Raw genomic sequence first — 23,633 nt, 5'->3', positions numbered from 1 at the left:
AAAGATGAACCTGACTCATAAAGACTACTTCAAGATTGCCTTCCCTTTCATTGTATCAACCGTTACGCAACCCTTGTTGGGAGCGATAGACACAGCGGTTATAGGTCAATTAGGCGTCTCAGAGCTACTCGGTGGAGTAGCGGTTGGCACGGTGATTATGAATACCTTGTATTGGTTGTTTGGTTTCTTCCGCGTAAGCACAACAGGGCAAAGTGCGATGGCTCTGGGTAAGGATTGTCATACAGATCAAGCGAGTAGCTTATTTCGTCCGTTGGTTCTTGCCTTGTGTGTGGGGCTGTTCTTTATTGCTTTACAGTCGCTGATTTGGCGAGGCGCAGAGTGGATCATCGAGCCAGATGCCATCGTGGGAAAAAATGCCAGGACCTACTTTGACATTATGATTTTTGGTGCGCCATTTGTACTACTCAACTACACCATCATTGGCTGGTTAATGGGGCAAGCCAAAGCCAAAGTCACTCTGTTCACTCAGGTGTTTGGTAATGTGCTCAATATAGTGCTTGATGTCCTGTTTGTTGTCTATTTCGATATGGGCATTGCTGGTGTAGCAATAGCCACTCTGATCGCGCAAATTACCACGTTCGTAATTGGTGCCGCTTTGGTTGTTAAAACCTGTCAATTTTCACTATTTGATCATATTCGCATGACAAAAATGTCTAGCAAAGACCTCAAAATGATTGTCTCCTCGAATATGGATTTGTTGCTTCGCACCGTTTGTATTCTGGTGTTCTTTAACATGATGGCGCGCGTTGGCTCTCAACTTGGTTCTGATGTGTTAGCAACTAACGCGATCTTGATGCAAGTGACCTTTATTGTCAGCTACATGTTCGATGGTGTTGCGAACGCATCGAGTGTTTTTGCAGGAAAAGCGGTAGGGCAAAAGAATCCATCTCTGCTCGACAGTGTTATCAAGTTAAACACTCAGTGGACAACGGTGTTTGTTATTGTACTAACACTTATCATATTGCTGTTTAAACAGCAGATTGTGATGTTGTTTACTACGCTACCTGAATTGATTGAGCTTTATCAGGAAATGAGTCCTTGGTTGTTGGTTTTCCCATTGGTGGCGGGGTACGGTCTTACTTTCTACGGGGTCTTTACCGGAACGGGAACGACGCGACCAGTACGTAACTCAAGCATTCTTACACTGGTCGTGTTCTTGGTCGTTCAGTTTATCTCTGTGCAATATTGGGGTAATCATGGACTATGGCTAGCTTTTACACTTTTCTATGTTGGGCGTTTTGTTTTATTAGTGCCATATATTGACCAAGTTAAGCAAAAATGCTTATGAGGTGAGGTTCTCTTGGCTAGATTCTCGTGCTAACATTGATATGTTATATTATTACATTATTGTGTTGTTACCTAGATGCCTCAACCTATACTTTCTGTCAATAAACTTTGCCTTGCTGATTCTAAGCGCATATTTTTCAGTGATATCTCTTTCGACCTGTGTGAAGGCGAAGTTATTGCCATTATGGGGCCGTCAGGTATTGGTAAGTCCATGCTGTCGAAAGCGGTCGCAGGGTTTTTGCCATCCGACATTTGTGTTGAAGGTAGCGTCGAACTAAACGAAGTGGAAGTCAGCGGACTAGCTATGCTGCAACGCGCGGTATTTCAACGTCCAGCCGTTATTTTTCAAGACGCTTTAAAAGCGTTGAATCCTTTGGCATCAGTAGAGCAACAGTTATGTTTAGCTCTTACTGGTAACAAAACACGGTTAAACTCAGCAAATAGAGAGACAGTCTTAACTCTGCTCACCCAATTAGGGTTTGTTGAGCCAGTTTCGATACTTAGTTTATATCCAAGCCAACTCTCTGGTGGTCAGCGGCAGAGAATTTGTATCGCAATTGCTTTACTCGGCAGTTCGAATCTCATTATCGCTGATGAACCAACCAGCGCCCTTGATCCAATAACTGAAGCTGAAATCCTCGAGTTGTTTCATACTAGCGTCAAACGGCGTGACATCAGCGGACTGCTGATAACTCATGATCTCTATTCCGCTTTGGCATGCGATAAAATACTGGTGATTGCTGATAACAGAGTGGTCGCTTACGGCGAACCGCGGCATGCCATTTCTCAAAGTCACCATCCTTTCTGCCAACAATTAGCAAAGTTACTCCCTTAACACTGTATTTGGAGCCTATTTTGAATAAGCAAGATCTGTCTATATCTGCTCAAGTCCGCTTTGAACAAGTGACTGTACAGTATTACTCCAAACCACGTTGGTTGGGCGGTAAACCATTTAAAGCGCTAGACCAATTAGACTTACTAATAGAAACCAACGATATTGCCATCGTTGGTCCGTCTGGTGCCGGTAAATCCACTTTGATTGAGTTGCTATTTGGTCTTAGACAACCCAGTTCGGGTGAGGTATATGTTTGTGGCTATCCGCTTTCTAAAAGTTCGGGTAAACAGCATCATGAATTGTGTAAACACATTCAACTGATCCCGCAAGAGCCGCAATCGAGCTTAAATCCTTATTACACGGTTCGTCAGATCCTCACTGAATCACTGAATAATATCAGTGGTCGGCAAGCGCAATACGAACAAGTAGAAAAAGTTCTTCAAGATGTCGGCTTAGATCTATCGCTTTTGGATCGTAATTCTCAGCAATTGTCTGTCGGTCAAGCACAGCGTGTTGCGATAGCGAGAGCGCTGATTGTCGAGCCATGTATTCTCGTCGCTGATGAGCCGACGAGCAGCCTTGATCCGGTTAGTCGTCAGCAGATTATTAATTTGTTTGCTGAGATACAAAAAGCCCGCCACATGCGACTTATTCTGGTCACTCATGATCTCGATGCAGCGCAGACGTTGTGTAATGACATTCTTGTTTTAGATAAGGGGCGTGTTGTTGAACATCGCGAATCGCAAAGTTTAGTAAGTAATCCAACACATTTTATAACGAAAGCGCTGCTAAGTGCTCAACACCGCAGCAATAAATTTACTATCGGAGAAGTATCCTATGCATCTTAATACTCCTAAATTAGCATTAACGCTGGTTTTAGGCTCTTTATTGACAGGTTGTTTTGATTCTGGCGAAACTCAACCAAAAGTAGAAAACGAAAAAGCAGAACAAGCGTCTGAAATTAGAATTGCGATGCTACAACCGCCAAGAACCGGACTGTCACCGCTATCAGATGATGCGTTTAAACTATCTCGTTGGAGCACAGCAGAAACACTAGTGAATCTTAGCGATAAATCTGTTGCAGAACCAATGCTGGCAACTGAGTGGAATCAGGTTGAAGACAACGTATGGCAATTCAAGATTCGCCAAGGCGTTAAGTTCCATGATGGTTCTGCTTTAGATGCCAAAGCTGTGGTTAACTCATTACAAAAAGCGTTAGATGCGGCACCTAAGCCACGTATCTTAGATGGTATCGAATGGCAAGTTAGCGAACTGGATGACTTCACGGTTGAAATCAAAACCACCTTTAATGACCCACTGTTACCAAGTCGTTTATCTAGTCCACAGCTAGCAATTTTGTCGGGCTCGGCATACAAGGAAAACGGTCGTGTTGTACCAACAAATACAGGTACAGGTCCGTTTGTGCTGACTGAAATCAATGGTACAAGCAGCGCTAAGCTAGAACGTTTTGATGGCTATTGGGGCGAAAAGGCTAAAATTGAACGCATCTTTGCTCAATATGTTCCAGATGGTTTTGCTCGAGCGGCAGCACTCCGTACCGGCGAAGCTGATGTGGTAGAAGCTGTACCTGTATCGCAAATTGCGACCATGGATCAATCCCAACTGCACGAAGTGGCGATGCCTCGTACCAATACGCTTTACTTAAACAACAAGTCGGACGTATTTAGCCAGATTGAACTACGTAAAGCAGCAACGCAAGCGGTTGACCGTGAGCAAATTGTTAAAACGGTTTATGAAAATCATGCCGATTTAGCGAAAGGCTTACTAGGTCCTGCGCTGGCCTGGGCAGAATCAGTACGACAAGAATATCCTCGTGCTGAAATGGTTGGTGAATATAAAGCGAATGGTGAAAAGATTACTATCGGTACATTTACTGATCGTGCTGAGCTGCCAGAAGTAGCGGTACTGCTTAAACAGCAATTAGAAGCGGCTGGTTTCGTGGTTGATTTAGATATCCGTGAGTATGCTCAGATTGAAAACGATGCGTTGGCGGGCAAGTTTGATGCATTCTTACTATCACGTGCAACTGTTTTGGATTCTGGTGACCCAGTTGCCTACATGCAAAGTGATTATGGCTGTAACGGCTCATTCAACTTAGGTCTTTTCTGCTCTGAAGAAGTTGATGCTGCGTTAAAACATGCTGATCGCCAGCCTTTGGGTGAATTACGTCAGAAAGCGATCATTGATGTAGAGAATAAAATTCTTGAGCAATTTGCTGCGATTCCACTTCTACACGAACGTGTTATTCAAGGCGAGAGTGCGACAGTGAAGGGGGTTCAGCGCGATCCGCGTGAGCGTCGTCTCGTTGATCAGTTTACTCAGGTAGACTAGTCAGATGGTGTTTCCTGTTTACATACGTTCAATTATGAACGCATGTATGCCTTGGCTATCTCGCATCCTTGCCCTTAGTGCAGTGGTCATATTAGTCGGATTGATGCCGGATATCGCTGGTATCGATCCTGCTCAGGCTATTTTGCGTGCGCGTGCTGGTGCAAATCAGTTATTGACTGCGGAAGCACTGCAATCCATTCGTGATGACCTGCAACTGGACCGCGGTGTTTATGAACGCTTGTGGGACTGGCTCAGATTAGCATTACAGGGAGATTTTGGCGTCTCCTGGGTAGATAGCTCGCCCGTTATGCAAAGTATTCAGCATACCGCGAAGACCTCATTATTGCTTATGATGAATGCGCTCGGTATAACCTTATTACTATGCAGCATTAGTGTGTTTTATACCGTCAATCGCTGGCAAAAGAAACGTCTTGATAATAACCACAATAGTTTGAGTTCGGTTTTGGTTTCTTTGCCTGAATACGTTGTCGCCGCACTGCTGATCTTGGTGTTTTCTATCTGGTTAGGCTGGTTTCCACCCTTTGGCTGGAACGGGGTGCACAACCTCTGGTTGCCGAGTTTAGCTCTGGCTCTGCCTGCAAGTGGGCTATTCAGTCGTTTACTCAGTGACAGCTTGAAACGAGTATTGAATGAGCCTTGGGTTATCACCTGGTTGTCTGCCAATGTTAGCAAATTGCAAATTTTGCGTTTTGCTCTGTGGCGAGCGCTGAGTAATCTCATTCCGCAAATCGCCATGATTGTGATTGGTTTGACAGGCGGTGCTGTTGCCGTTGAACAAGTCTTCTCGATCCCAGGTATTGGCCGTTTGATCTTAGGCGCTGCGAAATCCCAAGACTTGCCAGTGTTACAGGCCGGGTTATTGGTGCTTCTGGTCTTTTCTATTCTGGTCAGCAGTGCGAGTATTTTGATCCAACGCTGGTTGCTTGGTCATAGTGTTTCCAGCGGCAAACTAATCAGTAGCCACAGTACGTTCCGTTTTACGCAGAATAAAATCAAACGCGCGGTGAGCGGTACGATTATTGTTTTATTGGCGGGCTGTGTTGGCTGGGCTTTACTACGTGACCCATATCTGATTCAGTTTAGCCGTTTGGCACCACCTAGTTATGCAGCTCCATTTGGTTCGGATGCCGTTGGTCGCGATTTGTTAGCGAGAGTCGGTGGAGGGATGCTATCGACTCTGAAAATGGGTCTATTGGCGACATTTTTCTGCTTTGTAATTGGATTGCTGCTAGGGTTTGTTACACGTTTCAGCCAAGGGCTGATTGAGATAACAAAAGGCATCCCGTACATTGTCGCTGGCTTGCTCGTAGCTGGGTTGACAGGCATGAATCCAGACAGTGCGCTAATTGCCATTGTATTAGTTTCGTGGGCACCGTTAGCGGCGCACTGTTCAAGTTTGCTGATGGAAGCCAAAGCACAGCCATACACACATTTAGCGCCAACTTGGGGTACTACGCAGTGGCGCGTGCTGCGCTATTACTTACTACCTTATGTACTTCCGCCGTTAATAAGGCACGCATTACTTCGACTGCCGGTGATTACGTTAAGTTTAACCTCACTGAGTTTTATCGGCCTTGGTGTTAAGCCTCCAGAACCCGAGTGGGGCTTGTTAATTGCAGAAAACCTACCTTATATCGAGCGCGCACCCCAAGGTGTATTGCTGCCTATTCTCGGTTTGGTATTTGTTTCAATCGCGGTGAACTTAATCTTTGATGACTAACGGCTAGAAAAAGTGCTTTTGAGGCTGGATATTATCTCTAACAGTATGATATTTAGCCTTGTTCTTATCTATCAATTCTATTTCCAGAACTAATATTTTATTGTCTGGTAATACGTATTGGGGGCAGGCCTATCGGAGTTTGATAATTTGGTAAAAACCTAACTAGTGTGCGGTTTTTTGCTTTTACTTTATGCGGATTGATGAATATACATTCACCATCTGATCGCTATCTAAACAATAATTAACAGCCTAATATAGTTTCGCGGTTTGTCGAAAGAGCGTCGAGAGAGCGATAAATGAGAACAACGTAAGAACCAAAAATGACTCTTTGCAACTGTAATGAATGAGGTGACTTCTATATTTCAAGGACACCGAAATTGAGTCCTACAACTTTCAGTTTGGGCACCGTTTTGGTCACCAAACAATTTTCATTTAGCCACCATTTTGGACACCAGATGGACACCGAGCATTTTTGTGTATTTAGTTGGTTTTTGTGGGTGAATAAATTCCGAGTTTTTATGCACTTAGCAATTGCTGGAGTAGGGTAAGAGTTTAGGATTAAATCAACACCAAGTTATAGTGATTAAATACAACAAAGCCCGCGTAATGCGGGCTTTGTGCTTGTTCTATAAGAACTAATATGGTGGATCCGGGCGAACTCGAATCGCCGACCCCCGCCATGTCAAGGCGGTACTCTAACCAACTGAGCTACGGATCCAAAATTTAATTTATTGCATTTTTATGCAACAGGAATGGTGCGTCCGAGTGAACTCGAATCACCGACCCCCACCATGTCAAGGTGGTGCTCTAACCAACTGAGCTACGGACGCATTCCCTTGGAACGCCGAGAATATTAACCAGTCTTAATTCCCTGTGCAAGCCTAATTTCAATGATTTGAGTGCGTTTGCTTTATATCTAATCGAATTGGCGCCGTTTTAGACGCCGTTGGCGGTAAAGTGTGCATTGGGTCACGTGTTAGCGGCCTCGGCCGTTAAACATTACGCTGACGGTTTTCGTCGTGATCGCCATATCCATCAGTAACCAAGACTTCACTGACGACAAAGAGAGTGCGTAGCTGTGGTCGAATCCGACTTTACGGCGTACATCGTCGATGCAGGAGTCGTAGCCTTGGTTCACTTGCGCAAGGCCTGTGATGCCGGGCATAACGCCATAGGTGCGGTCGGCAAAGTAGGGAATAGCGGTCTCCAATTTTTGATAAAAGACTGGGCGTTCTGGGCGCGGGCCAATCAGTGACATTTCCCCTTTGATGATATTAAGCAGCTGGGGGATCTCATCAGGCGGGTTTTTCTAAGGAAACGGCCGACAGGAGTGATGCGTGGATCGCTGTCGGTGGACCAGACGGCGCCACTCACTTTTTCTGCGTCTTGATACATGGTACGAAATTTAATGATTTCGAACAGCGCCATTCGATCGGGGCTGGATTGACCTACTCGCAACTGCTTGTAGAGCACCGCCAAAGTACGAATTTGGGTTGCCATACCGACGCTCCTGTTTAGTTAGAGTCTTATTGCTCGGGTAGTGCGACATTAATGCAGATTTGAATTCACAGGAATCGCCTGGCTAATGCGCAGCAGATTCATGATTTCCAGTGGCTGCCCGCTGACATTTTCAATACGCATTTGGCGATTACGCTCGACTAAACGCTTGTACAAATACACCAGTGCACCGATGCCTGAAGAGTCGAGAAACAGCACGTCTTTAAAGTCCACTTCGATCTCCGTTTTGTTTTGATCGTCGATAATGGAGTCAATGTAAGGCTGCGCACTGCGACTGCCTTCTGCGTCCATGTTGCCGTGAATAATCAGTGAAATTGTATTGACGTTGAGTTCTAGAGTTTGCATTTCCATGGTCATTCCCTCGATAAGTGTGTTGGGTTTTGTTTGGCTTATCGGTAGTAGAGCATGGAGCGTGCCAATTTTATTTCTTATATATTTTAATGAGTTAAGCTGATCTTCTGTCATTTTCTCATTTTGAGAAATTCGCTTTTGTCATTTTGACAAGCAATTCAACTGCAATTGATAACGTTCTAAGTTTAGGTCAACATGAAGTGGCTCGAACGAATTTTGTTCACAGTTGCATAAGCTTGTAGGCTGAACAATGATGTGCATAACGCTTTTACATGGATGAATCTTATGCATTTACGTTACACATTAACGGCTTTGGCCATCGTCACGGCACTGACAAGCCAAGCGAGTGAACCCACAGGTGCGGATCCCTGGCTGCAAATGCCACTCGCCAACAGTTATGATGCAAATGTCGATGTTGAGGCGTATTGGAAAAGTGAAAAACTCGATGGGATTCGAGCAATATGGACGGGTAATACCTTGCTGACTCGAAGTGGCAATCCAATCCATGCCCCAGCGTGGTTTACCGAGTCACTACCGGATTATCCAGTGGAGGGCGAGTTGTGGGCAGGGCGAGGGCGCTTTCACATCGTGCAACAGACAGTGATGGATACCACACCTCAAGACGCAGCGTGGAAACAGATCGACTTTATGCTGTTTGATTTGCCGACCTCGGCAGGCAATTATCAAAAACGCTATTACAACTTAATTGCCTTAGTCGAGACTATTGACCGGCCACACATCCGTTATGTCGAACACACGCCGATAGGCGATGAAGATGAACTGCTGCGCTACCTAGATAGTATTGATAGTGATAGCGGCGAAGGGGTGATGCTAAGAAAAATTACCAGTCGTTACCAAGCCGGTCGCAGCACGGACCTGCTCAAACTGAAAAAATATCAAGACACCGAAGCGCAAGTGCTTGGTCATAAAGTAGGTAAGGGGAAATACAAAGGCATGCTCGGTGCGCTGCTGGTCAAGCTGCCGAATGGCATAGAATTTTACATTGGCAGCGGGTTTAACGATGAACAGCGCCGCAATCCACCACCCCTTGGCAGTACCGTTACCTTTCGCTACAACGGACTGACCCAAAATGGTGTGCCCAAGTTCGCGCGTTTTATTCGCGTCCACCAAGAGTAAGAGGTCTCACTTTCCTACCAGCTATCAGCGTGGAGAGTCCCCACACCGCGCAAAAAGCTGCTGCCAATACTTAACGTGTTCTAGCGTGGCTTGGCGATATGCCTGGTAGGCCGTGTCAATAGGGTACGCCGGTTCAAGAGGGACGTCAGTGAGAAAAGTGAGATGCGCTTCTAGCGCGTAGTAGATTTTATCGTAATAGCTCAGTTCCGGTTGTATTTTCTCTATATAAACAGATTGGAATACGTTACGTAGATAGCGATACCGAGTGGTGTCACGGCCGGCGCCACACACAATCACATCATCGTACTGATGCAACTGCTTGGTGATGGTATCAAGCCACAATCTACTGTTTTGCAGAGAAAACAGTAGATTCCCCAACCACAATTGCTTGTCCAGCACCTCTTGATGAGGTCGGATTGGATGCGCGTATTGCCACGCAGTGCGTGGCTCTATCAATTCGGAAATGCCTGCCAAGGTTTGCAACGCACTGACAAAACGCTCATCTGGAAATCCGTTACTCGGTGAGAGCCAATCTTGAACTTGAAGTTGTTGCCGCATCGCATCGCTGGTGTAGAGCAAGTTAAACCAATGGCTGCTGAGTTGTGCCTCTTTGCTGGGTAAGAGTGTCGAGAGCGTCGATACGAGCGCAGGAGAAAGAGACTCAGCGTTGATGCAGCGTTGAATACCTCTTAATAACTCTGTTTGATAATCGAAATTGGCGAACTCGTCTTGCACTTTGCCCAGTGACGAATTTTTTTCAGCGATCAGATGAAAGAGCCCACATTTTCTTAACTCATAGCTGTCGAGCAAGCCAATGGTTGTGGCAGCGATGTCGATTCGAATGTCTGATTGCGCGGGGAGCGACCAAAAAAACGCATCTGGCGGATCCAGCATGGGTTTATCTTGAACATTCGCAACACGGCTTAAATAGTCGTCAAATCGTTCACCGGTAGAATGCTCGCCAAATTCGCAGCCTGATAAAAGCGCGAGCCATCCTATCACCACCAACCCTATGATGAGTGTTCGGATGTGAGGACCTAGTGTCATCGTCCGATTGTTCTTTGCTGTTTCATTGACATCATAGCGAGGAGTCATGGAATACTGTCTGGTGGTTTGATTGATAAGTTGTTACGTATGAGGCCAAGTATTCTTCTTAAGACCAGCATGTAGCTGGTCTTAAGAAGAATACAGGTGATGAGCAAACACGTCCTTATTTCGATGCAAACTCTAACTGCAACTGTTCAGGTTGGCGGTGCATCCACTTGAGGCGCAGACCCAGCATCAAGGCAGCGGAGGACAAACCGACAATGAATCCCATCCAAAAGCCGTGTGCGCCCATGGGGTCGGTAATCCAATTGGTCATCGCGAGAATGTAACCGGTGGGTAGCCCTAATACCCAGTAGGCGATAAAGGTACGGTTAAAAATCGCAGACATGTCTTTATAGCCACGCAGCGCACCGGCAGCGACCACTTGAATCGCGTCAGTCACTTGGTAAATCGCCGCGAGTAGCAGCAGTTGCAAAGCAAGATCGATCACCGCACGGTTGTGAGTGTAGAGCAGTGCGATCTGTTCACGAAAGACGACAGTGAGGACGGCTGTGGCTAGTGACAGTGTCACTGAAACAATAATCCCGACACGAGAAGCCACTGCGGCGCCATCCACACTCTCTTCACCCAGCTTATGACCCACGCGAATACTGGTCGCAGCGCCAATGCTCATGGGCAACATAAAGACCAGCGAACTAAAGTTGATCGCCACTTGGTGAGCGGCGACGACCAAGGGCCCAAGTGGGGCAACCAACAGCGCGACGACCGCGAACAGTGTGACTTCAAAAAACATCGCGGCAGCGACAGGAAAGCCTAATTTTAACAAGCGGACTTGAGCAGCCAGCTTAGGCGCACACCACTGACCAAACACATTGATATGCGCTAAGCGTTTCGAGGTCACCACGTAGAACAGCAACATGGCAAACATGATCCAATAGACGATTGCGGTGGCAACGCCACACCCAACGCCGCCTAACGCCGGGGCGCCAAATTTACCAAAGACAAATATCCAGTTGAGAGGGATATTCAGTAAAAGCCCGAGAAAGCCAATCACCATCGCGGGTTTGGTCAACGACATGCCATCGGTAAAACTGCGTAAGGTTTGAAACAGCAAAAAGGCCGGAACGGCAAGCATCACCGCATCCATATAACCGATGGTTTTGGCCGCCATCACGGGTTCGACGTCCATTAGGCCTAAAATGGTTTGTGTTTGCAGTAACACGATCACAGTCGGCACGCTGAGTAGTAGCGCCATAATGATGCCTTGATGAATTTCAAATGGGATTTTGTGCTGACGACCAGAGCCATTGAGCTGCGCGACAACCGGCACTAACGCCATAAGCAAACCGATACCAAACAAGATGGTCGGTAGCCAGATACTGGCGGCAATCGACACCGCCGCCATATCGGTGGCACTGACAGCCCCGGCCATCACGGTATCGACGAATCCCATTCCGGTTTGAGCGACGGAGGCGATCAAGACAGGTGTGGCCAACTTGATGAGGGCTTTGGCCTCTGATTGATAACGTTGCACGGAAATCTCCAACTTACGGTCGTTATTATAATAGAAGTGAATAGTACGCTTGTGCGCGATGATAAAGAAGTGTCACACTAAGCGCCATCAAAATACGTATCAATACTGTCTTATCTTGCACACTGAGCAAGGTGAGCCCGACAAAACAGGTGGAAGTGATTATGTTTACGGGAATTGTACAAGGAACGGCGCAAGTTGTATCCATTGAAAAAAAAGAGAACTTTCAAACTCATGTGATTGCACTTTCAGAGACGATGCGAGAAGGACTGGCTATCGGCGCATCGGTCGCGCATAACGGCTGCTGCTTGACGGTCACACACATCGACGGCGCAAACATCAGTTTCGATTTAATGCAGGCGACGCTGCGTTTGACCAATCTTGGTGAGTTGAACGAGGGCGACCAAGTCAATATCGAACGGGCGGCTAAGTTTGGCGATGAAATTGGCGGTCATTCTATGTCGGGTCACATCAGTGCAGTGGCCAAGATCGTTGAGATCATTGATACGCCTAACAATCGTACTATCTGGTTTGAGTTGCCTGAAGAGTGGCTCAAATACGTATTAGCCAAAGGCTATATTGGTCTAGACGGTTGTTCGCTGACCATTGGTGAGGTTAAAGATTCGCGCTTTTCGGTGCACCTGATCCCGGAAACCATGCAGCGTACCTTGTTTGGCCGCCGTCAAGTGGGTGATTGCATCAATGTTGAGTTTGATCCGCAAACCCAAGCGATTGTGGATACCGTCGAGCGCGTATTGGCAAGTCGCACCTAACCTCGTTAGGCGATCGTGGATGACCAGTCCTGAGCGCTCGTTGCGTTCAATCCGTGCTGTGCTTTAGGCTCGAGCGTTAAAAAATCTGTTCATCATCGGCGTCGACTTGGAGCTCAACCGTATCGTGCAACTCGTCGACCATCATATTGAGATGAATCGTGTGACAACAGGCAGGGCAGTCATCATAAAAGTTTTGACTGCCATTGGACGCGTCGAGCGTAATGGCAATATGGTGCCCGCAATGAGGGCAAGAGATACGTTTTTCGGTGTATTCACGCATAACAGACTCCTTGCAACAAAACCGCCTTGGCGATGAATAAAGCATACGCTGACTTGTTGCTGTTTGACGTGAATTAAGTAAAAAATTTGACCTACTAAGGAAAAATCCCACCAAAGAAGTAGGCCGCGCAGAGTTTATCTACGCGGCCTTTTGGTTAGATTTAACGTATCTTCTCTACACGTAACGTCGAGGCGTAGAGATTAGTCAAGATCAGTAGCTGAGAATCGTGTTGATGCTTTTTTGTGCTTGCTCGAGATAGTGCCCGCCAAATTGGTTGTAGTGATTTAAGAGGTGGTAGAGGTTGTAGATCTCTTTACGCTCGGAATAACCAAGATCGAGCGGTAAAATACTTTCATAACCTTGGTAAAACTCAGGCTGAAATCCCTCAAACAACTCAGTCATGGCAATATCGCACTCGTGATCACCCCAATAGCATGCCGGATCGTAGCAAATCGGACCAAACACAGAGAGCGATGCGTTACCATGCCACAAATCACCATGAAGTAGCGAAGGGCTAGGGTGGTGATTGGCTAAGCGGTCGCGGATGACTTGGGTAAATTCATCAATATCGACCAAATTAATCCCTTTCTCTTTCATCAGTTGCAGTTGCCAACCGATACGCTGCTCTGCAAAAAAGTGGTTCCATTTTTTCGTCCACGGATTGGGTTGTAAGGTCGCGCCAATATAGTTATCGACATCAAAGCCATACTCTTTTTGTTCACCCCACTGATGCAAACGTGCCAGTTGCTGACCAAACTTGTAGCTGTTTTCGGCATCGTCGAGCGGCTTAGTCGGCAGATAGTTGAGGATAATAAAGGCGTGAGTCTTGCTTTTGCCGACGGCGATCAACTCTGGGACAAACACGGTATTGCTCTCACGCATAATACGGATGTTTTCCGCTTCAATTTCGAACTTAGGCAAAAATTCACGTGTGTTCACTTTGACGAAATAACGTTGCTCGCCATCAGAGATCATATAGCAATCACTGATATCGCCGCCGCTGATGCGTGTTTTTTCGAGGATCTCGAAATTGAACATTAGGGTATCGGAAAGGTGCTTAGAGATCGCTTGCCACATAATCTGCCCTCAACTCGTTGCTATAAATCCAGTTTAGAAGAGTTGACGCATAATTACTGGTTTCTAGTGCAAAAATTTCAATCATTTCGAGACTTTAAACGTACGATTAACGAAAGTGTGACCGTGCTCTAATCGAACAGTGAATTCCAGCTTGGTGCAAAAAATCAACATAAGCATGGATTCTTAGCCTGAATTGGTTGTGAAAGGGTAAAAAAATGACTTAGTATTACTACTGTATGGAACGACATAAGTAAGAGGGTGGATTGTGGTCGTTGACACAGATGGTTACTTAGCATTAATTGAACATTTAGCACTTAATATTGATATTTTCACAGCGGCTGATGGTGACACCGGAACAGAGAGCGTGGAAGACGTGGTGACCGATATGGTGGCAAGTAACATCATGGCCATTTTTGAGCAAAATCCTGAACTCCACTCCAGTGTCCGTTTCAAGTTACTCAAAGAAGCCGATTCTGTTGTTGAAGATTTGGGTGAAGTGTTGGCGGGCGTGTGGACCAAACCGGCGACCAATGAGCAAATCACTTTCCTTGATGAGTTTATTGCTCTGTTGAAAAACCTGTTCGATAGCGCTGTCGCCAAATACGACTAACGCAGTGATTCGAGCCTGTCGGTAGCGACAATAAACAAAACCGCCCAAATAGGGCGGTTTTGTTGTTTTGAAATGTTCAGTTTATATTGTTCTCATTAGACGCCATGCCTACGCTGGTGGCGTCTCGATGCGCCTAAAGTGCCAGAACTTCGAGGCCCAATATGGATTATCCAAGCGAGAAATGATTACGCCTTTGGACGTCGAGGCGTGCATGAATCGCTTGTTGCCCACATAAACTCCCACATGACGCACATTCCACGAGGTTTTGAAAAACGCCAAATCACCGACTTGAGCGTCTTGGTAGTCTATTTGTGCGCCGAGTTTTACCTGAGCTTTGGTTGTACGCGGAAGGCTCAATTCAAGCGCGTCGCGATAGGCTATCTGCACAAACGCCGAGCAATCAATACCAGAGTATGAGCTGCCGCCTAAACGATAGGGCACCCCCTTCCACTGCTCATAAACTTGCATAAATGACTGATTAACGGTTTGTTCGTGTGCGCTTAACGGCTGGTTAAGCGGTGCCTGCGCCGAGCGCTGTGGCGAACTGCTGCAGGCGAAAAGCGTGAGCGCCATCAATATTGTCGCTATTGTGCTGCTGGGTATCCTTACGACTTTCTTCACATTCACTCCTGACACGTGGTTGTCATAATCACGTCATACACTACGCGCATCTAAACTTTTGTATGACGTCGGTTCCAAACTATGACTCAAAACAAACCCGCGACTGCGCACGCCAAACATCGTAAATCGTTATCACTGATTCAAACCATCAGTGCGGTGTTTCTCTCCATCACCATACTGGTGATCGTCCAGTCTGTCACCAGTGTGAAAGGCTTAGAGAGAGTGGACGCACAATTTCACCGCTTATCAAACCAAGCGCTGCCATTAGCGATGACAAACGCTAAGTTAACACAAACCATTTTAGACCAGCTCAAGCAACTGAGCTATGGCACACAAGTCGAGAGTCAAACGGAGTTGACGCAGATTCAAGAGCAGGTTGAACAGCGCATTAGCCAATCACACCAATATGCGCAAGACGTATTCACTATTGCCAACGAGTTTGATCAAGCCATTTCCACTGAAGAGCAAACAGCGCTGGCGGACAATATTGATCAACTGAGTCAGTTGACGCGACAAATTCTCGCAACACAAGCAGCCCTTCTTCAGCGTCAAGCGCAGATCAACACAGACGTCAGCGGTTTTCGTTATGGATTGAGTTCAATCGGTCCTGAAATGAACCGAATAAGCTCGTTTTTGGCGATAGACAACCCAGAATCAAGTGATGCGGCGAACCGATTTATTGCCAGTGCCAGCTCAATGGAGAGCACTTTTCTGGTATTGATGATGCAAGACAACTTGGATCAGGCCATGGACGAATACAAAGAGATGCGCAACCGGATCGCCGGCATCACCTTAGCGTACGATGACTTCGCTGAGTGGCACCCGGATGTGGTTGAGTTTGCCAGCTTGATCGCGCCGTATGAGATGGTTTTAGCGGGGTTTGAAGACGCTGGGGTCTTACAACAGATCCTAGACAAACTTGAACTCGCGGATACGCAAAGAGCGAACGTAGCAAAAGCGGCGGTATTGGCTAACCAAACCGTCACTCTTTTGAATCAGCTCTCAGACACATCCGAGGGGCTAATGAACGATAGCCAGGCGGTCGTCAACACGGCGATGAGTCAGATTGTCTCGACCATGTTGCTAAGTAGCGCCCTCTTAGTGACATTGGTGGTAGTCTCTTGGTTGGCACTGCGCAGCTGGACCAGTCGCGGCTTGAAGAACATTCTCGCTAGCCTCACCACACTCACAGAGCATGACTTTTCTCAATCGATTAGTTCAGTCGGGCCGTTTGAATTTAAAGAGATCGCCCGGAAGCTCAATCAAGTCGTTGCGTCAACCAATGAGTCTATTTCGACTGTGACACGCAACTGCGAAACCTTGTATCAAACCGCTGAAATCAGTCACAACGCCGCGGAGCAATCCAATCAAAGTTTGACTCAGCAAAACGAAGCGTTGGCGAGCATGGTGACCACGGTGACCCAACTAGAGGCATCGATTCGTGAAATCGCGCAGGTGACCAATGAATCTTACGGCGAGTCTCAAGCTGCAGCGCAGTTTTCAAGTCAAGGCGTCAACGCTATTGTCGATAATCAAGCCAGATTGCAATCACTAGAACAGACGTTAAACCTGAACGAGTCTTCGATGGTCGAGTTAGATAACCGCGTCAAACAGATCCGTGAAATGGTGGATATGATCGCCGGAATTGCAGAAAACACCAATTTGCTGGCTCTCAATGCTGCGATAGAAGCGGCAAGGGCAGGTGAGCAAGGGCGAGGCTTTGCGGTCGTCGCAGATGAAGTGAGGAAACTGGCCAGCGATACTTCTAAGCAAACTACGCAGATTAGTCAGCGTATGGGGGAGTTGGTCTCTGCGGCGGAGAAGTCGCGCCAAGCCGTCGCTGATACTAGAGCGGAAATGACCCACGCATTGGCGTCGAGTGAAACGGTGAAACACACCTTTGCCGACATCGAACAAGCGGTTAAGCAAATCAAATTGCGCGTTGAGCAGATCACGGTCGCCACTGAAGAGCAAGAGCGCGCCACCGCTGATGTGAGCCAATCCATTACTCAGGTGTCCGATCAGGGTCAACAGACCAAATTGCAGCTGGAATCGATGGTTGAAAGTTCAGAGCAAGTGGCCGACATTGCGGGCCAACAGCAGACAATGTTGCATAAGTACCACTTGTCCTAAGAAAAATAAGTGATAGAAATGTCGATAGTTAGGTTTTGGGGCGGCGAAAGGGCTGAGACAGCATTTTATCGAGCCACTGCTCGCGTGCTTGGTTGAAGATCGGTAAACCGATCTTCACTTCATCGTGGCCCAAAGCGGGCTGGTCGATGTAAGTGCCAAACCCTCTATCCCATATTGAAAGAAAGAAGCCAAAGTTGGAGTGGGTCTCACGGGGGATGACTGAATGATGCACGCGATGCATGTCTGGTGTGACGATGAAGTGACGCAGCTTTCGGTCCCAATCAAGACGCAGCTTGGCGTTGCTATGATTGAACATCGCACTTGCATTGAGCAGAACTTCAAACACCACTACAGCAATCGGCGACACCCCCAGACTCAATACCAAGGCCATTTTAATCAGCATCGAAAGGAAAATTTCTAGCGGATGAAATCTCGCCCCGGTGGTGACATCGATGTCTTGATCCGCGTGATGCATGCGGTGTAATCGCCACAGCAAAGGGATACGATGAAACAGGCGGTGCTGAACATAGATGGCTAAATCGAGCAGTAACACAGATAGGACAACATTGAGCCAAGCAGGTACATCCAGCCAATGCATGACGCCAAATTGATACTCGAGCGCGTACAAAGCAACGCCAAAAGCAAGGGTTGGCAGCAAAAGGCTAAGAACAATAGAGTTAAACGCCACAAGCGTGAGGTTATTTAGCCAACGCACCGCTTTACTCTGGGTCAAGGTTTTACGCGGCACACACCACTCCCACAGCCCACACGCGAGCAGTACACCGATAAATACGCTGAGTCGAATAAATTGTGGGTCTTGCATGGAGTCCTCTACATTTTCTACTTCTACATCGGGGTGAGTTTTGATTGAATCTCCCATCATGCTAGGTACACTCTAGCTCCCTAATTTGACCTTGCCAAACATTGTATGAGAGTTCACGCGTTTCATCGCTTATATCAACACCGATTAGACCGCTCAACTAAGCCGTTTATTGCACGCGGCTGCAAAGTGGTGCGCTGTCCCTATTGCCAAGTGGCGCAGTCGTATTGCCTATGCGCGCATCAACCCAACATCGAGTGTGGCGTGCAGGTTTTGCTCATTGTGTCAGATAATGAAGTGTTCAAACCGAGCAATACAGGGCGGTTAATTGCCGATACCGTGCGTGAGACGCATGTCTATCAGTGGCATCGCACAGAACCCGATCCAGACATGCTCGCCCTCATCGCCGATCCAAGTAACGCGCCGGTGTTGGTGTTTCCAGATGCCTACGTAGACGATAGTTCTCGTTTAGTGACGCCGGAGTGGATTCAAAGCCAAAGCCTCAATCAACCCAATAAGACGCCATTATTGATTTTGTTTGATGGCAGTTGGCGAGAAGCGCGAAAAATGTTTCGCAAATCGCCTTATTTGGCGCATTTACCCGTGGTTTCGCTGACACCAGAAAGCGTGTCCCAATACCTGATTCGCCGCTCTGACAATGAGCAGCACCTCGCGACAGCAGAAGTGGCCAGCCTGTTACTGGCGCAACTGGGCGAAGTCAAGGCGTCTCGCACACTGAGCGATTGGTTTTCGGTATTTCGTGAAGCCTATCTACTGACCAAAAGTCGTGGTTTGGGCGATGCCACTCGTCCGGCGCTGAAACATTTCATCGAACAGAATCAAAATGAGAATTCGCTCTAAAAGCCACGCTTTGAGTGGCGATTGTCTGCGCACCTGGTTTTAAGCAACAACTAAATCCGTCATCGGTCACGGAATGTAGGCGTAGCAATATGGATAATGAGTCGATTTATAAAATTAATAACATTGATTTCTGGGAGAGAAACCATGTACTACGGCTTTGATGTGGGTGGCACTAAGATTGAGTTTGGTGCGTTCAATGAGCAGTTAGAGCGTGTTGCAACCGAGCGTGTGCCTACACCAACCGATAACTATGAATTGCTGGTCGAGACCATCGCTGGCTTGGTGAGCAAATACGATGCGCAGTTCGGCTGCGAAGGCAAGATTGGCCTGGGTTTGCCAGGTATGGAAGATGCCGATGACGGCACTGTGCTGACCGTTAACGTTCCTGCAGCGAAAGGCAAACCGCTGCGCAGCGATCTGGAAGCGAAAATTGGTCGCGGCGTTAAAATCGAAAACGATGCGAACTGTTTTGCTCTATCAGAAGCGTGGGACGATGAGCTGAAAGATGAGCCTTCAGTGATGGGCCTTATTCTCGGCACCGGTTTTGGTGGTGGTTTGGTGTATGAAGGTAAAGTATTTTCAGGTCGTAACCACGTTGCGGGTGAACTGGGTCATATGCGTTTGCCTATCGACGCTTGGTTCCACCTTGGTGACAACGCGCCACTGTTGGGTTGTGGTTGTGGTAAGAAGGGCTGTTTGGACAGCTACCTGTCTGGTCGCGGCTTTGAGCTCATCTACGATCACTACTTCCAAGAGTCCAAAAAAGCGATCGATATCATCACCGCCTACCAACAAGGCGAGAGCAAAGCCGTTGAGCACGTTGAGCGCTTTATGGAGCTACTTGCGATCTGTTTTGCCAATATCTTCACCGCTAACGACCCACATGTGGTCGCACTGGGTGGCGGTCTTTCGAACTTCGAATTGATATATGAAGAGATGCCAAAACGTGTGCCGAAATACCTACTCTCTGTGGCCAAGTGTCCGAAGATCATCAAAGCGAAACACGGTGATTCTGGCGGCGTGCGCGGTGCGGCGTTCTTGAATATCAAGTAACGGATGGTCATAAAGAAATAAGAAGAGAGCTTGCCTAGGCAAGCTCTCTTTTTGTCCGTGGATTAATGGGTCGTGGTGTTTACGGCTCATAGCAATTAAGTTAGTGAGCGCAGAGACATCTCTACGACTTCTTTTTACCCACACCCAAGTTTTCTTTTTGCGCTAGGGTGATTTTGTCAAACCCTAACTTTCTGAAGTGGTTGTCGCGGTAGTTGCGCATCGCCTTGGTGTCAGAGACGGCTTCGATTTGCTGCTCCATCTTGAGATAGGCTGAAATATCAAGACCTTCCGCTTCGGCGACGGCTTCATGAATATTGCGATGCTGTTGGTAGGAAAAAGTCAGGGTTTTGTCTTCACCTTTGTAGGTGTAGAGGATGGTACGCGCCATAAATCTTCTCTATAAAAGTCACTAAAGCGTTGAGGCTTTGGTTAGCGTCCACGCTGGCAAATCGAATCGTGGTGCGATCACAAGGATCGTCGTTAGGGTTAGATTCTGCCTTGAAGTGGGAGGATTGTCACGCTTTCACCCACCTTAACCATCTCAACGCTGGGTGAAATCTCAATCAAACAGTTTGCTTCACTCATTGAGCGCAAAATGCCGGAACCCTGACTGCCAGTGGTGGCGACGCACAACTGTCCTTTGGCATTGATGTGATAGATGCCGCGGCTAAACTCGGTGCGGCCAAGGCGAGAGCGTAAATTCTCAGTGGCAATGGCGGGCACCTTGAGTGGTTGCCAGTCGGTTTCACCCTGCATTTTCCTCAGCGCAGGTTCAACAAAGTTAATGAATGACACCATTACGGCAACCGGGTTACCAGGCAAACCGAAAAATGGGATACCTTGCACTTGACCAAAAGCCAGTGGTCGCCCGGGGCGCATATTAATGCGCCAAAAATCGATGCTGCCTAAGCGCTCAAGCGCCAGTTTGATAAAGTCGGCATCACCGACGGACACGCCGCCAGAGGTAATAATCACATCGGCTTGGTTGGCCGCCTCAGCAATCACTTGCGTCATCGTTTGCTCATCATCCTCAATGATCCCTAAATCGACGATGTCGCAGCCTAACTGGGTAAGTAAACCAAACAGTGTAAAGCGGTTCGAGTCGTAAATGGTGTTGGCTTGAGCCGCGCAGCCTGGGGCTTGCACTTCATCGCCAGTGGAGAATATCGCCACTTTAAGACGGCGGTAAACCTCGCATTCGGCAAAACCGAGTGACGCCATCATACCCATCTCCGGCGAGTTGAGGCGCTGACCTGCCTCAAACACCGCGCTGCCGATGTTTACGTCTTCCCCGGCCATACGCACATTCTGGCCAGCTTTAATGCTCGCGCCTGCAAAGGTGACATTGTCACCGTCAGTTTGCGCTTGTTCACGCATCACCACGGTGTCGGCGTTGATTGGCACCGGAGCGCCAGTCATGATTTTGACCGCTTGACCGGGTTCGAGTGGGTGATTGTAGCTCGAACCTGCCAACACTTGCGCCACAACCTGATAGTGGCTGCGATCAAGATCGTCGCCGCGAATGGCAAACCCATCCATCGCTGAATTGGTATACGCCGGGACATCAATCGGTGAGGTGACCGGTTTAGCCAATACGCGTTGGTAACTGCTCTGGGTGGAGGCGGTTTCACGCTCTTCAATCGGGCTTACCGCGGCAAGTATGTTGGCTCGTCCTTGCTCAACCGAGAGAAACGCTGGCGAGAGGGCGTCGCAACTGGCCGGTGTGGATGCGCTTTGTTGGATACTTTGTCGGACGTATTGTTGCGAGCTCTGCACAATGTAGTCTTTAACAAACTGCGCAATACCATCGAGGTCATCGATATTGAGTGTGGGTAGCGAGGTGTCGAGTGAGTCGCTGTCCGAGGCCACGGCGATAATGTTGCTGTCCGTCGGGTATAGCCAAGGTTTTCCTACTGCTTCACGATGCAGTTCGATTTTGTTGAACGCAATGTTCTTACAGCCTTCCACCAAAATGACGTCGAGTGCGCTGCGATCGAATCGTTTAAGCAAATAGTCGAACTGCGCTTCTGCTTCCGGTGTTTCTGTCATCAGAGCGTAGCGATTGCGTGAGGCGATCAGCATTTGACTGGCGCCCGCTTTACGGAGTCGGTAGCTGTCTTTACCGGGTTTATCGACGTCAAAATTGTGGTGCGCATGTTTGAGCATTCCGACGCGCAACCCCGCCTGGGTTAGTTTAGGCAATAGGGCTTCAAGTAGGGTAGTTTTTCCTGTGCCTGAGTAGGCAGCAAAACCAAGCACTGGTACGCCAAGTTCGGCATAAAACGATCTATTCATGAGGTAAGGTGTCCAAAACGCTGCAATTCTTCAGGGGTATTGAGATTGACAAAACAATCGGGCGAATCACTGAAATCGACCCATTTGGTCTGACACTCTTGGTAGAGGAGAATGATTTTGCGATCGCCTCGGCGTAAGAACGTCTCAAGCCTTGGCAGAACGCTGGTGTGAAACAGAGTAAAGACCGGTTGCAGATGATCGCCATCATGGGCGACCAAGATTTCAACGCCATCGTCAATCGCCGCGCAAAAACGTTCCACGAGATCGAGATTGAACATCGGGCTGTCACACGGCACAAATCCGACCCAAGGGGATGAGGATTGCGCTAGTGCATAGTGAAGACCGGCATGAATGCCGCCTAGTGGCCCGGGGAAGTCTTTGAATTGATCCTCAAAAACCGGCGCCATCTGCCCGTAACGCTCAAGGTTGCGGTTGGCATTGATGGCAATCTGGGAGGTTTGCGTTGCAAGACGTTGGTAGACATGTTCAATCAACGGTTTATCGCTGAGCGTAATCAGCCCCTTGTCTTGTCCACCCATTCGGGTTGCTTGCCCACCCGCTAAGATAACCCAACTAGTTTGCGTTGGATGAAGCATAGTTATTCTCTTTCGCTTGTTCTGAAATGACGTGCAGTAGCGGCGATTCGATTAGCGTCGTATTTTTAATCCACCACTGCTTACGGCACAAATTGGTTAGGGCATTTTGCTGGTGGCTGGTGACGACGATACTCGAACCTCGATCTAATAAATCCTTCGCCATCAACACCAAACGCTCGATAGACGCTTGGTCGAGTGAGGCGCTCGGTTCATCCATTAACAGAATCGACGGTTTCAAAATCCATGCTCGAGCCATTGCCACTCGCTGCTTTTCACCACCTGAGAGCACCGAAATGTGCTCATCGGCCAAGGTTTCCAATCCTACCATGCGCAGCGCTTGAATAACTTGCGCTCGCTTGTCTTTTGCCGTTGCTTGCTGAAACTTTATCCCATACACCACGTTTTGATAGACGCTACCATCAAACAGATAAGGTGACTGATGCAAATAGATAACGTCACTGCGGCCAAGCCTTGGGAAGAGGCGTTGTAGCCAGTGATCGTTTTGTGCCAATACTTGACCTGTAGTGGGCTTGATTAAGCCCGAGAGAATTTTAAGCAGTGTCGTCTTACCGACGCCGTTGGCCCCTTTAAGGTAGATGGCGTCATTAGGGCCAATCGTCAGACGAGGAATGTGAAACAGCACTCGGTCTTTAAAGCGCATCGACAATTGGGTCGCGTTAAGTTTGATGGTCAT

General features: G+C 47.8%; 22 protein-coding genes, 2 tRNA genes and 1 pseudogene. 11 read left to right on the top strand and 14 right to left on the bottom strand.

What is annotated here, in order from left to right:
* Positions 1 to 4: 4 nt before the first annotated feature.
* The 5 genes from AC6R0S_RS14835 to AC6R0S_RS14815 all read left to right on the top strand — a co-directional run bounded on the left by AC6R0S_RS14835 (position 5) and on the right by AC6R0S_RS14815 (position 6,236).
* Positions 5 to 1,309, top strand: coding sequence for an MATE family efflux transporter (locus AC6R0S_RS14835; RefSeq protein WP_500638238.1), 1,305 nt, complete (start codon positions 5 to 7; stop codon positions 1,307 to 1,309).
* Positions 1,310 to 1,384: 75 nt separating this feature from the next.
* Positions 1,385 to 2,143 carry an ATP-binding cassette domain-containing protein gene (locus AC6R0S_RS14830; protein ID WP_238851735.1) on the top strand — a complete coding sequence of 253 codons (759 nt, stop codon included), beginning with the start codon at positions 1,385 to 1,387 and terminating at the stop codon, positions 2,141 to 2,143.
* Positions 2,144 to 2,160: 17 nt separating this feature from the next.
* A complete protein-coding gene (locus AC6R0S_RS14825) occupies positions 2,161 to 2,991 on the top strand; it encodes an ABC transporter ATP-binding protein (protein ID WP_500633396.1) in 831 nt (276 codons plus the stop codon).
* A complete protein-coding gene (locus AC6R0S_RS14820) occupies positions 2,981 to 4,495 on the top strand; it encodes an ABC transporter substrate-binding protein (protein WP_500638237.1) in 1,515 nt (504 codons plus the stop codon). Before AC6R0S_RS14825 ends, AC6R0S_RS14820 begins: the two co-directional genes overlap by 11 nt.
* Positions 4,496 to 4,499: 4 nt before the next feature.
* On the top strand, positions 4,500 to 6,236 hold the full coding sequence (locus tag AC6R0S_RS14815) for an ABC transporter permease subunit (protein ID WP_500638236.1): 1,737 nt from the start codon (positions 4,500 to 4,502) through the stop codon (positions 6,234 to 6,236).
* Positions 6,237 to 6,877: 641 nt separating this feature from the next.
* Here the strand turns inward: AC6R0S_RS14815 and AC6R0S_RS14810 are convergent.
* The 4 genes and pseudogenes from AC6R0S_RS14810 to AC6R0S_RS14795 form a co-directional block, all read right to left on the bottom strand.
* Positions 6,878 to 6,954, bottom strand: a tRNA-Val gene (locus AC6R0S_RS14810).
* A 35-nt stretch (positions 6,955 to 6,989) separates the two neighbouring features.
* Positions 6,990 to 7,066: transfer RNA gene (locus AC6R0S_RS14805), tRNA-Val, on the bottom strand.
* A gap of 146 nt (positions 7,067 to 7,212) precedes the next feature.
* A pseudogene (locus AC6R0S_RS14800) lies at positions 7,213 to 7,709 on the bottom strand (sugar transferase); the annotation flags it as partial.
* 75 nt (positions 7,710 to 7,784) lie between these two features.
* Positions 7,785 to 8,105 carry an STAS domain-containing protein gene (locus tag AC6R0S_RS14795; protein WP_500638235.1) on the bottom strand — a complete coding sequence of 107 codons (321 nt, stop codon included), beginning with the start codon at positions 8,103 to 8,105 and terminating at the stop codon, positions 7,785 to 7,787.
* 285 nt (positions 8,106 to 8,390) lie between these two features.
* On the opposite strand from AC6R0S_RS14795, the gene AC6R0S_RS14790 reads away from it, so the two are divergent.
* On the top strand, positions 8,391 to 9,242 hold the full coding sequence (locus tag AC6R0S_RS14790; RefSeq protein ID WP_500638234.1) for a DNA ligase: 852 nt from the start codon (positions 8,391 to 8,393) through the stop codon (positions 9,240 to 9,242).
* A 24-nt stretch (positions 9,243 to 9,266) separates the two neighbouring features.
* Here AC6R0S_RS14790 and AC6R0S_RS14785 read toward each other — a convergent pair whose 3' ends face one another.
* Positions 9,267 to 10,289 (bottom strand): DUF3080 domain-containing protein, encoded by a 1,023-nt coding sequence (locus AC6R0S_RS14785; protein WP_500638233.1) that lies wholly within the window; start codon positions 10,287 to 10,289, stop codon positions 9,267 to 9,269.
* Positions 10,290 to 10,452: 163 nt separating this feature from the next.
* Positions 10,453 to 11,865: an MATE family efflux transporter gene (locus tag AC6R0S_RS14780; protein ID WP_500638299.1), complete on the bottom strand. Its 1,413-nt coding sequence runs from the start codon at positions 11,863 to 11,865 to the stop codon at positions 10,453 to 10,455.
* A gap of 119 nt (positions 11,866 to 11,984) precedes the next feature.
* Between AC6R0S_RS14780 and AC6R0S_RS14775 the strand changes: the two genes are divergently transcribed.
* Positions 11,985 to 12,593 (top strand): riboflavin synthase subunit alpha, encoded by a 609-nt coding sequence (locus AC6R0S_RS14775; protein ID WP_500633357.1) that lies wholly within the window; start codon positions 11,985 to 11,987, stop codon positions 12,591 to 12,593.
* Between the two features lie 76 nt (positions 12,594 to 12,669).
* Here AC6R0S_RS14775 and AC6R0S_RS14770 read toward each other — a convergent pair whose 3' ends face one another.
* Both AC6R0S_RS14770 and AC6R0S_RS14765 read right to left on the bottom strand, forming a co-directional pair.
* On the bottom strand, positions 12,670 to 12,873 hold the full coding sequence (locus AC6R0S_RS14770; protein WP_334555318.1) for a CPXCG motif-containing cysteine-rich protein: 204 nt from the start codon (positions 12,871 to 12,873) through the stop codon (positions 12,670 to 12,672).
* 210 nt (positions 12,874 to 13,083) lie between these two features.
* A complete protein-coding gene (locus tag AC6R0S_RS14765) occupies positions 13,084 to 13,950 on the bottom strand; it encodes a fructosamine kinase family protein (RefSeq protein WP_500629807.1) in 867 nt (288 codons plus the stop codon).
* 265 nt (positions 13,951 to 14,215) lie between these two features.
* On the opposite strand from AC6R0S_RS14765, the gene AC6R0S_RS14760 reads away from it, so the two are divergent.
* Positions 14,216 to 14,560: a DUF3802 family protein gene (locus AC6R0S_RS14760; RefSeq protein WP_334555320.1), complete on the top strand. Its 345-nt coding sequence runs from the start codon at positions 14,216 to 14,218 to the stop codon at positions 14,558 to 14,560.
* Between the two features lie 108 nt (positions 14,561 to 14,668).
* Here AC6R0S_RS14760 and AC6R0S_RS14755 read toward each other — a convergent pair whose 3' ends face one another.
* Positions 14,669 to 15,133 (bottom strand): C40 family peptidase, encoded by a 465-nt coding sequence (locus AC6R0S_RS14755; RefSeq protein ID WP_500638298.1) that lies wholly within the window; start codon positions 15,131 to 15,133, stop codon positions 14,669 to 14,671.
* Between the two features lie 129 nt (positions 15,134 to 15,262).
* Here AC6R0S_RS14755 and AC6R0S_RS14750 point away from each other — a divergent pair, with 129 nt between their 5' ends.
* Positions 15,263 to 17,314, top strand: coding sequence for a methyl-accepting chemotaxis protein (locus tag AC6R0S_RS14750; protein ID WP_500638232.1), 2,052 nt, complete (start codon positions 15,263 to 15,265; stop codon positions 17,312 to 17,314).
* Positions 17,315 to 17,342: 28 nt separating this feature from the next.
* Here AC6R0S_RS14750 and AC6R0S_RS14745 read toward each other — a convergent pair whose 3' ends face one another.
* Complete coding sequence (locus AC6R0S_RS14745; RefSeq protein ID WP_500638297.1) at positions 17,343 to 18,137, bottom strand: sterol desaturase family protein; 795 nt, start codon at positions 18,135 to 18,137, stop codon at positions 17,343 to 17,345.
* 105 nt (positions 18,138 to 18,242) lie between these two features.
* Here AC6R0S_RS14745 and AC6R0S_RS14740 point away from each other — a divergent pair, with 105 nt between their 5' ends.
* Together AC6R0S_RS14740 and nagK are read left to right on the top strand one after the other, a co-directional pair.
* On the top strand, positions 18,243 to 18,995 hold the full coding sequence (locus tag AC6R0S_RS14740) for a tRNA-uridine aminocarboxypropyltransferase (protein WP_500638231.1): 753 nt from the start codon (positions 18,243 to 18,245) through the stop codon (positions 18,993 to 18,995).
* A 144-nt stretch (positions 18,996 to 19,139) separates the two neighbouring features.
* Entirely contained in the window at positions 19,140 to 20,048 is a 909-nt protein-coding gene (gene nagK / locus AC6R0S_RS14735; protein WP_500638230.1) for an N-acetylglucosamine kinase, read from the top strand.
* 121 nt (positions 20,049 to 20,169) lie between these two features.
* Here nagK and AC6R0S_RS14730 read toward each other — a convergent pair whose 3' ends face one another.
* From AC6R0S_RS14730 to AC6R0S_RS14715, 4 genes are all read right to left on the bottom strand, one after another.
* Positions 20,170 to 20,436, bottom strand: a complete 267-nt coding sequence (locus tag AC6R0S_RS14730; RefSeq protein ID WP_334555325.1) for a DUF2960 domain-containing protein — start codon at positions 20,434 to 20,436, stop codon at positions 20,170 to 20,172.
* Between the two features lie 98 nt (positions 20,437 to 20,534).
* Positions 20,535 to 22,343 (bottom strand): bifunctional molybdopterin-guanine dinucleotide biosynthesis adaptor protein MobB/molybdopterin molybdotransferase MoeA, encoded by a 1,809-nt coding sequence (locus tag AC6R0S_RS14725; RefSeq protein ID WP_500638229.1) that lies wholly within the window; start codon positions 22,341 to 22,343, stop codon positions 20,535 to 20,537.
* Positions 22,340 to 22,939 (bottom strand): molybdenum cofactor guanylyltransferase MobA, encoded by a 600-nt coding sequence (gene mobA, locus AC6R0S_RS14720; RefSeq protein WP_500638228.1) that lies wholly within the window; start codon positions 22,937 to 22,939, stop codon positions 22,340 to 22,342. The genes AC6R0S_RS14725 and mobA overlap by 4 nt, the downstream gene beginning before the upstream one ends.
* The gene (locus tag AC6R0S_RS14715; protein ID WP_334555328.1) at positions 22,917 to 23,633 is read right to left on the bottom strand and encodes an energy-coupling factor ABC transporter ATP-binding protein; all 717 of its coding nucleotides are present in this window, start codon (positions 23,631 to 23,633) and stop codon (positions 22,917 to 22,919) included. The genes mobA and AC6R0S_RS14715 overlap by 23 nt, the downstream gene beginning before the upstream one ends.

Source organism: Vibrio sp. R15-SG3-ISO1B, assembly GCF_059833835.1.
This window is presented reverse-complemented; position numbering and strand designations above follow the sequence as displayed.

Bases quoted from the DNA above. Each gene is read 5' to 3' on its own strand.
- AC6R0S_RS14765 (WP_500629807.1), bottom strand. From the start codon at position 13,950: ATGTGGCAAGCGATCTCTAAGCACCTTTCCGATACCCTAATGTTCAAT.
- AC6R0S_RS14795 (WP_500638235.1), bottom strand. From the start codon at position 8,105: ATGGAAATGCAAACTCTAGAACTCAACGTCAATACAATTTCACTGATT.
- AC6R0S_RS14770 (WP_334555318.1), bottom strand. From the start codon at position 12,873: ATGCGTGAATACACCGAAAAACGTATCTCTTGCCCTCATTGCGGGCAC.
- AC6R0S_RS14835 (WP_500638238.1), top strand. From the start codon at position 5: ATGAACCTGACTCATAAAGACTACTTCAAGATTGCCTTCCCTTTCATT.
- AC6R0S_RS14815 (WP_500638236.1), top strand. From the start codon at position 4,500: ATGGTGTTTCCTGTTTACATACGTTCAATTATGAACGCATGTATGCCT.
- nagK (WP_500638230.1), top strand. From the start codon at position 19,140: ATGTACTACGGCTTTGATGTGGGTGGCACTAAGATTGAGTTTGGTGCG.
- AC6R0S_RS14775 (WP_500633357.1), top strand. From the start codon at position 11,985: ATGTTTACGGGAATTGTACAAGGAACGGCGCAAGTTGTATCCATTGAA.
- AC6R0S_RS14785 (WP_500638233.1), bottom strand. From the start codon at position 10,289: ATGACACTAGGTCCTCACATCCGAACACTCATCATAGGGTTGGTGGTG.
- AC6R0S_RS14740 (WP_500638231.1), top strand. From the start codon at position 18,243: ATGAGAGTTCACGCGTTTCATCGCTTATATCAACACCGATTAGACCGC.
- AC6R0S_RS14820 (WP_500638237.1), top strand. From the start codon at position 2,981: ATGCATCTTAATACTCCTAAATTAGCATTAACGCTGGTTTTAGGCTCT.
- AC6R0S_RS14755 (WP_500638298.1), bottom strand. From the start codon at position 15,133: ATGGCGCTCACGCTTTTCGCCTGCAGCAGTTCGCCACAGCGCTCGGCG.
- AC6R0S_RS14715 (WP_334555328.1), bottom strand. From the start codon at position 23,633: ATGACCATCAAACTTAACGCGACCCAATTGTCGATGCGCTTTAAAGAC.
- AC6R0S_RS14790 (WP_500638234.1), top strand. From the start codon at position 8,391: ATGCATTTACGTTACACATTAACGGCTTTGGCCATCGTCACGGCACTG.
- AC6R0S_RS14730 (WP_334555325.1), bottom strand. From the start codon at position 20,436: ATGGCGCGTACCATCCTCTACACCTACAAAGGTGAAGACAAAACCCTG.
- mobA (WP_500638228.1), bottom strand. From the start codon at position 22,939: ATGCTTCATCCAACGCAAACTAGTTGGGTTATCTTAGCGGGTGGGCAA.
- AC6R0S_RS14725 (WP_500638229.1), bottom strand. From the start codon at position 22,343: ATGAATAGATCGTTTTATGCCGAACTTGGCGTACCAGTGCTTGGTTTT.
- AC6R0S_RS14750 (WP_500638232.1), top strand. From the start codon at position 15,263: ATGACTCAAAACAAACCCGCGACTGCGCACGCCAAACATCGTAAATCG.
- AC6R0S_RS14830 (WP_238851735.1), top strand. From the start codon at position 1,385: ATGCCTCAACCTATACTTTCTGTCAATAAACTTTGCCTTGCTGATTCT.
- AC6R0S_RS14745 (WP_500638297.1), bottom strand. From the start codon at position 18,137: ATGCAAGACCCACAATTTATTCGACTCAGCGTATTTATCGGTGTACTG.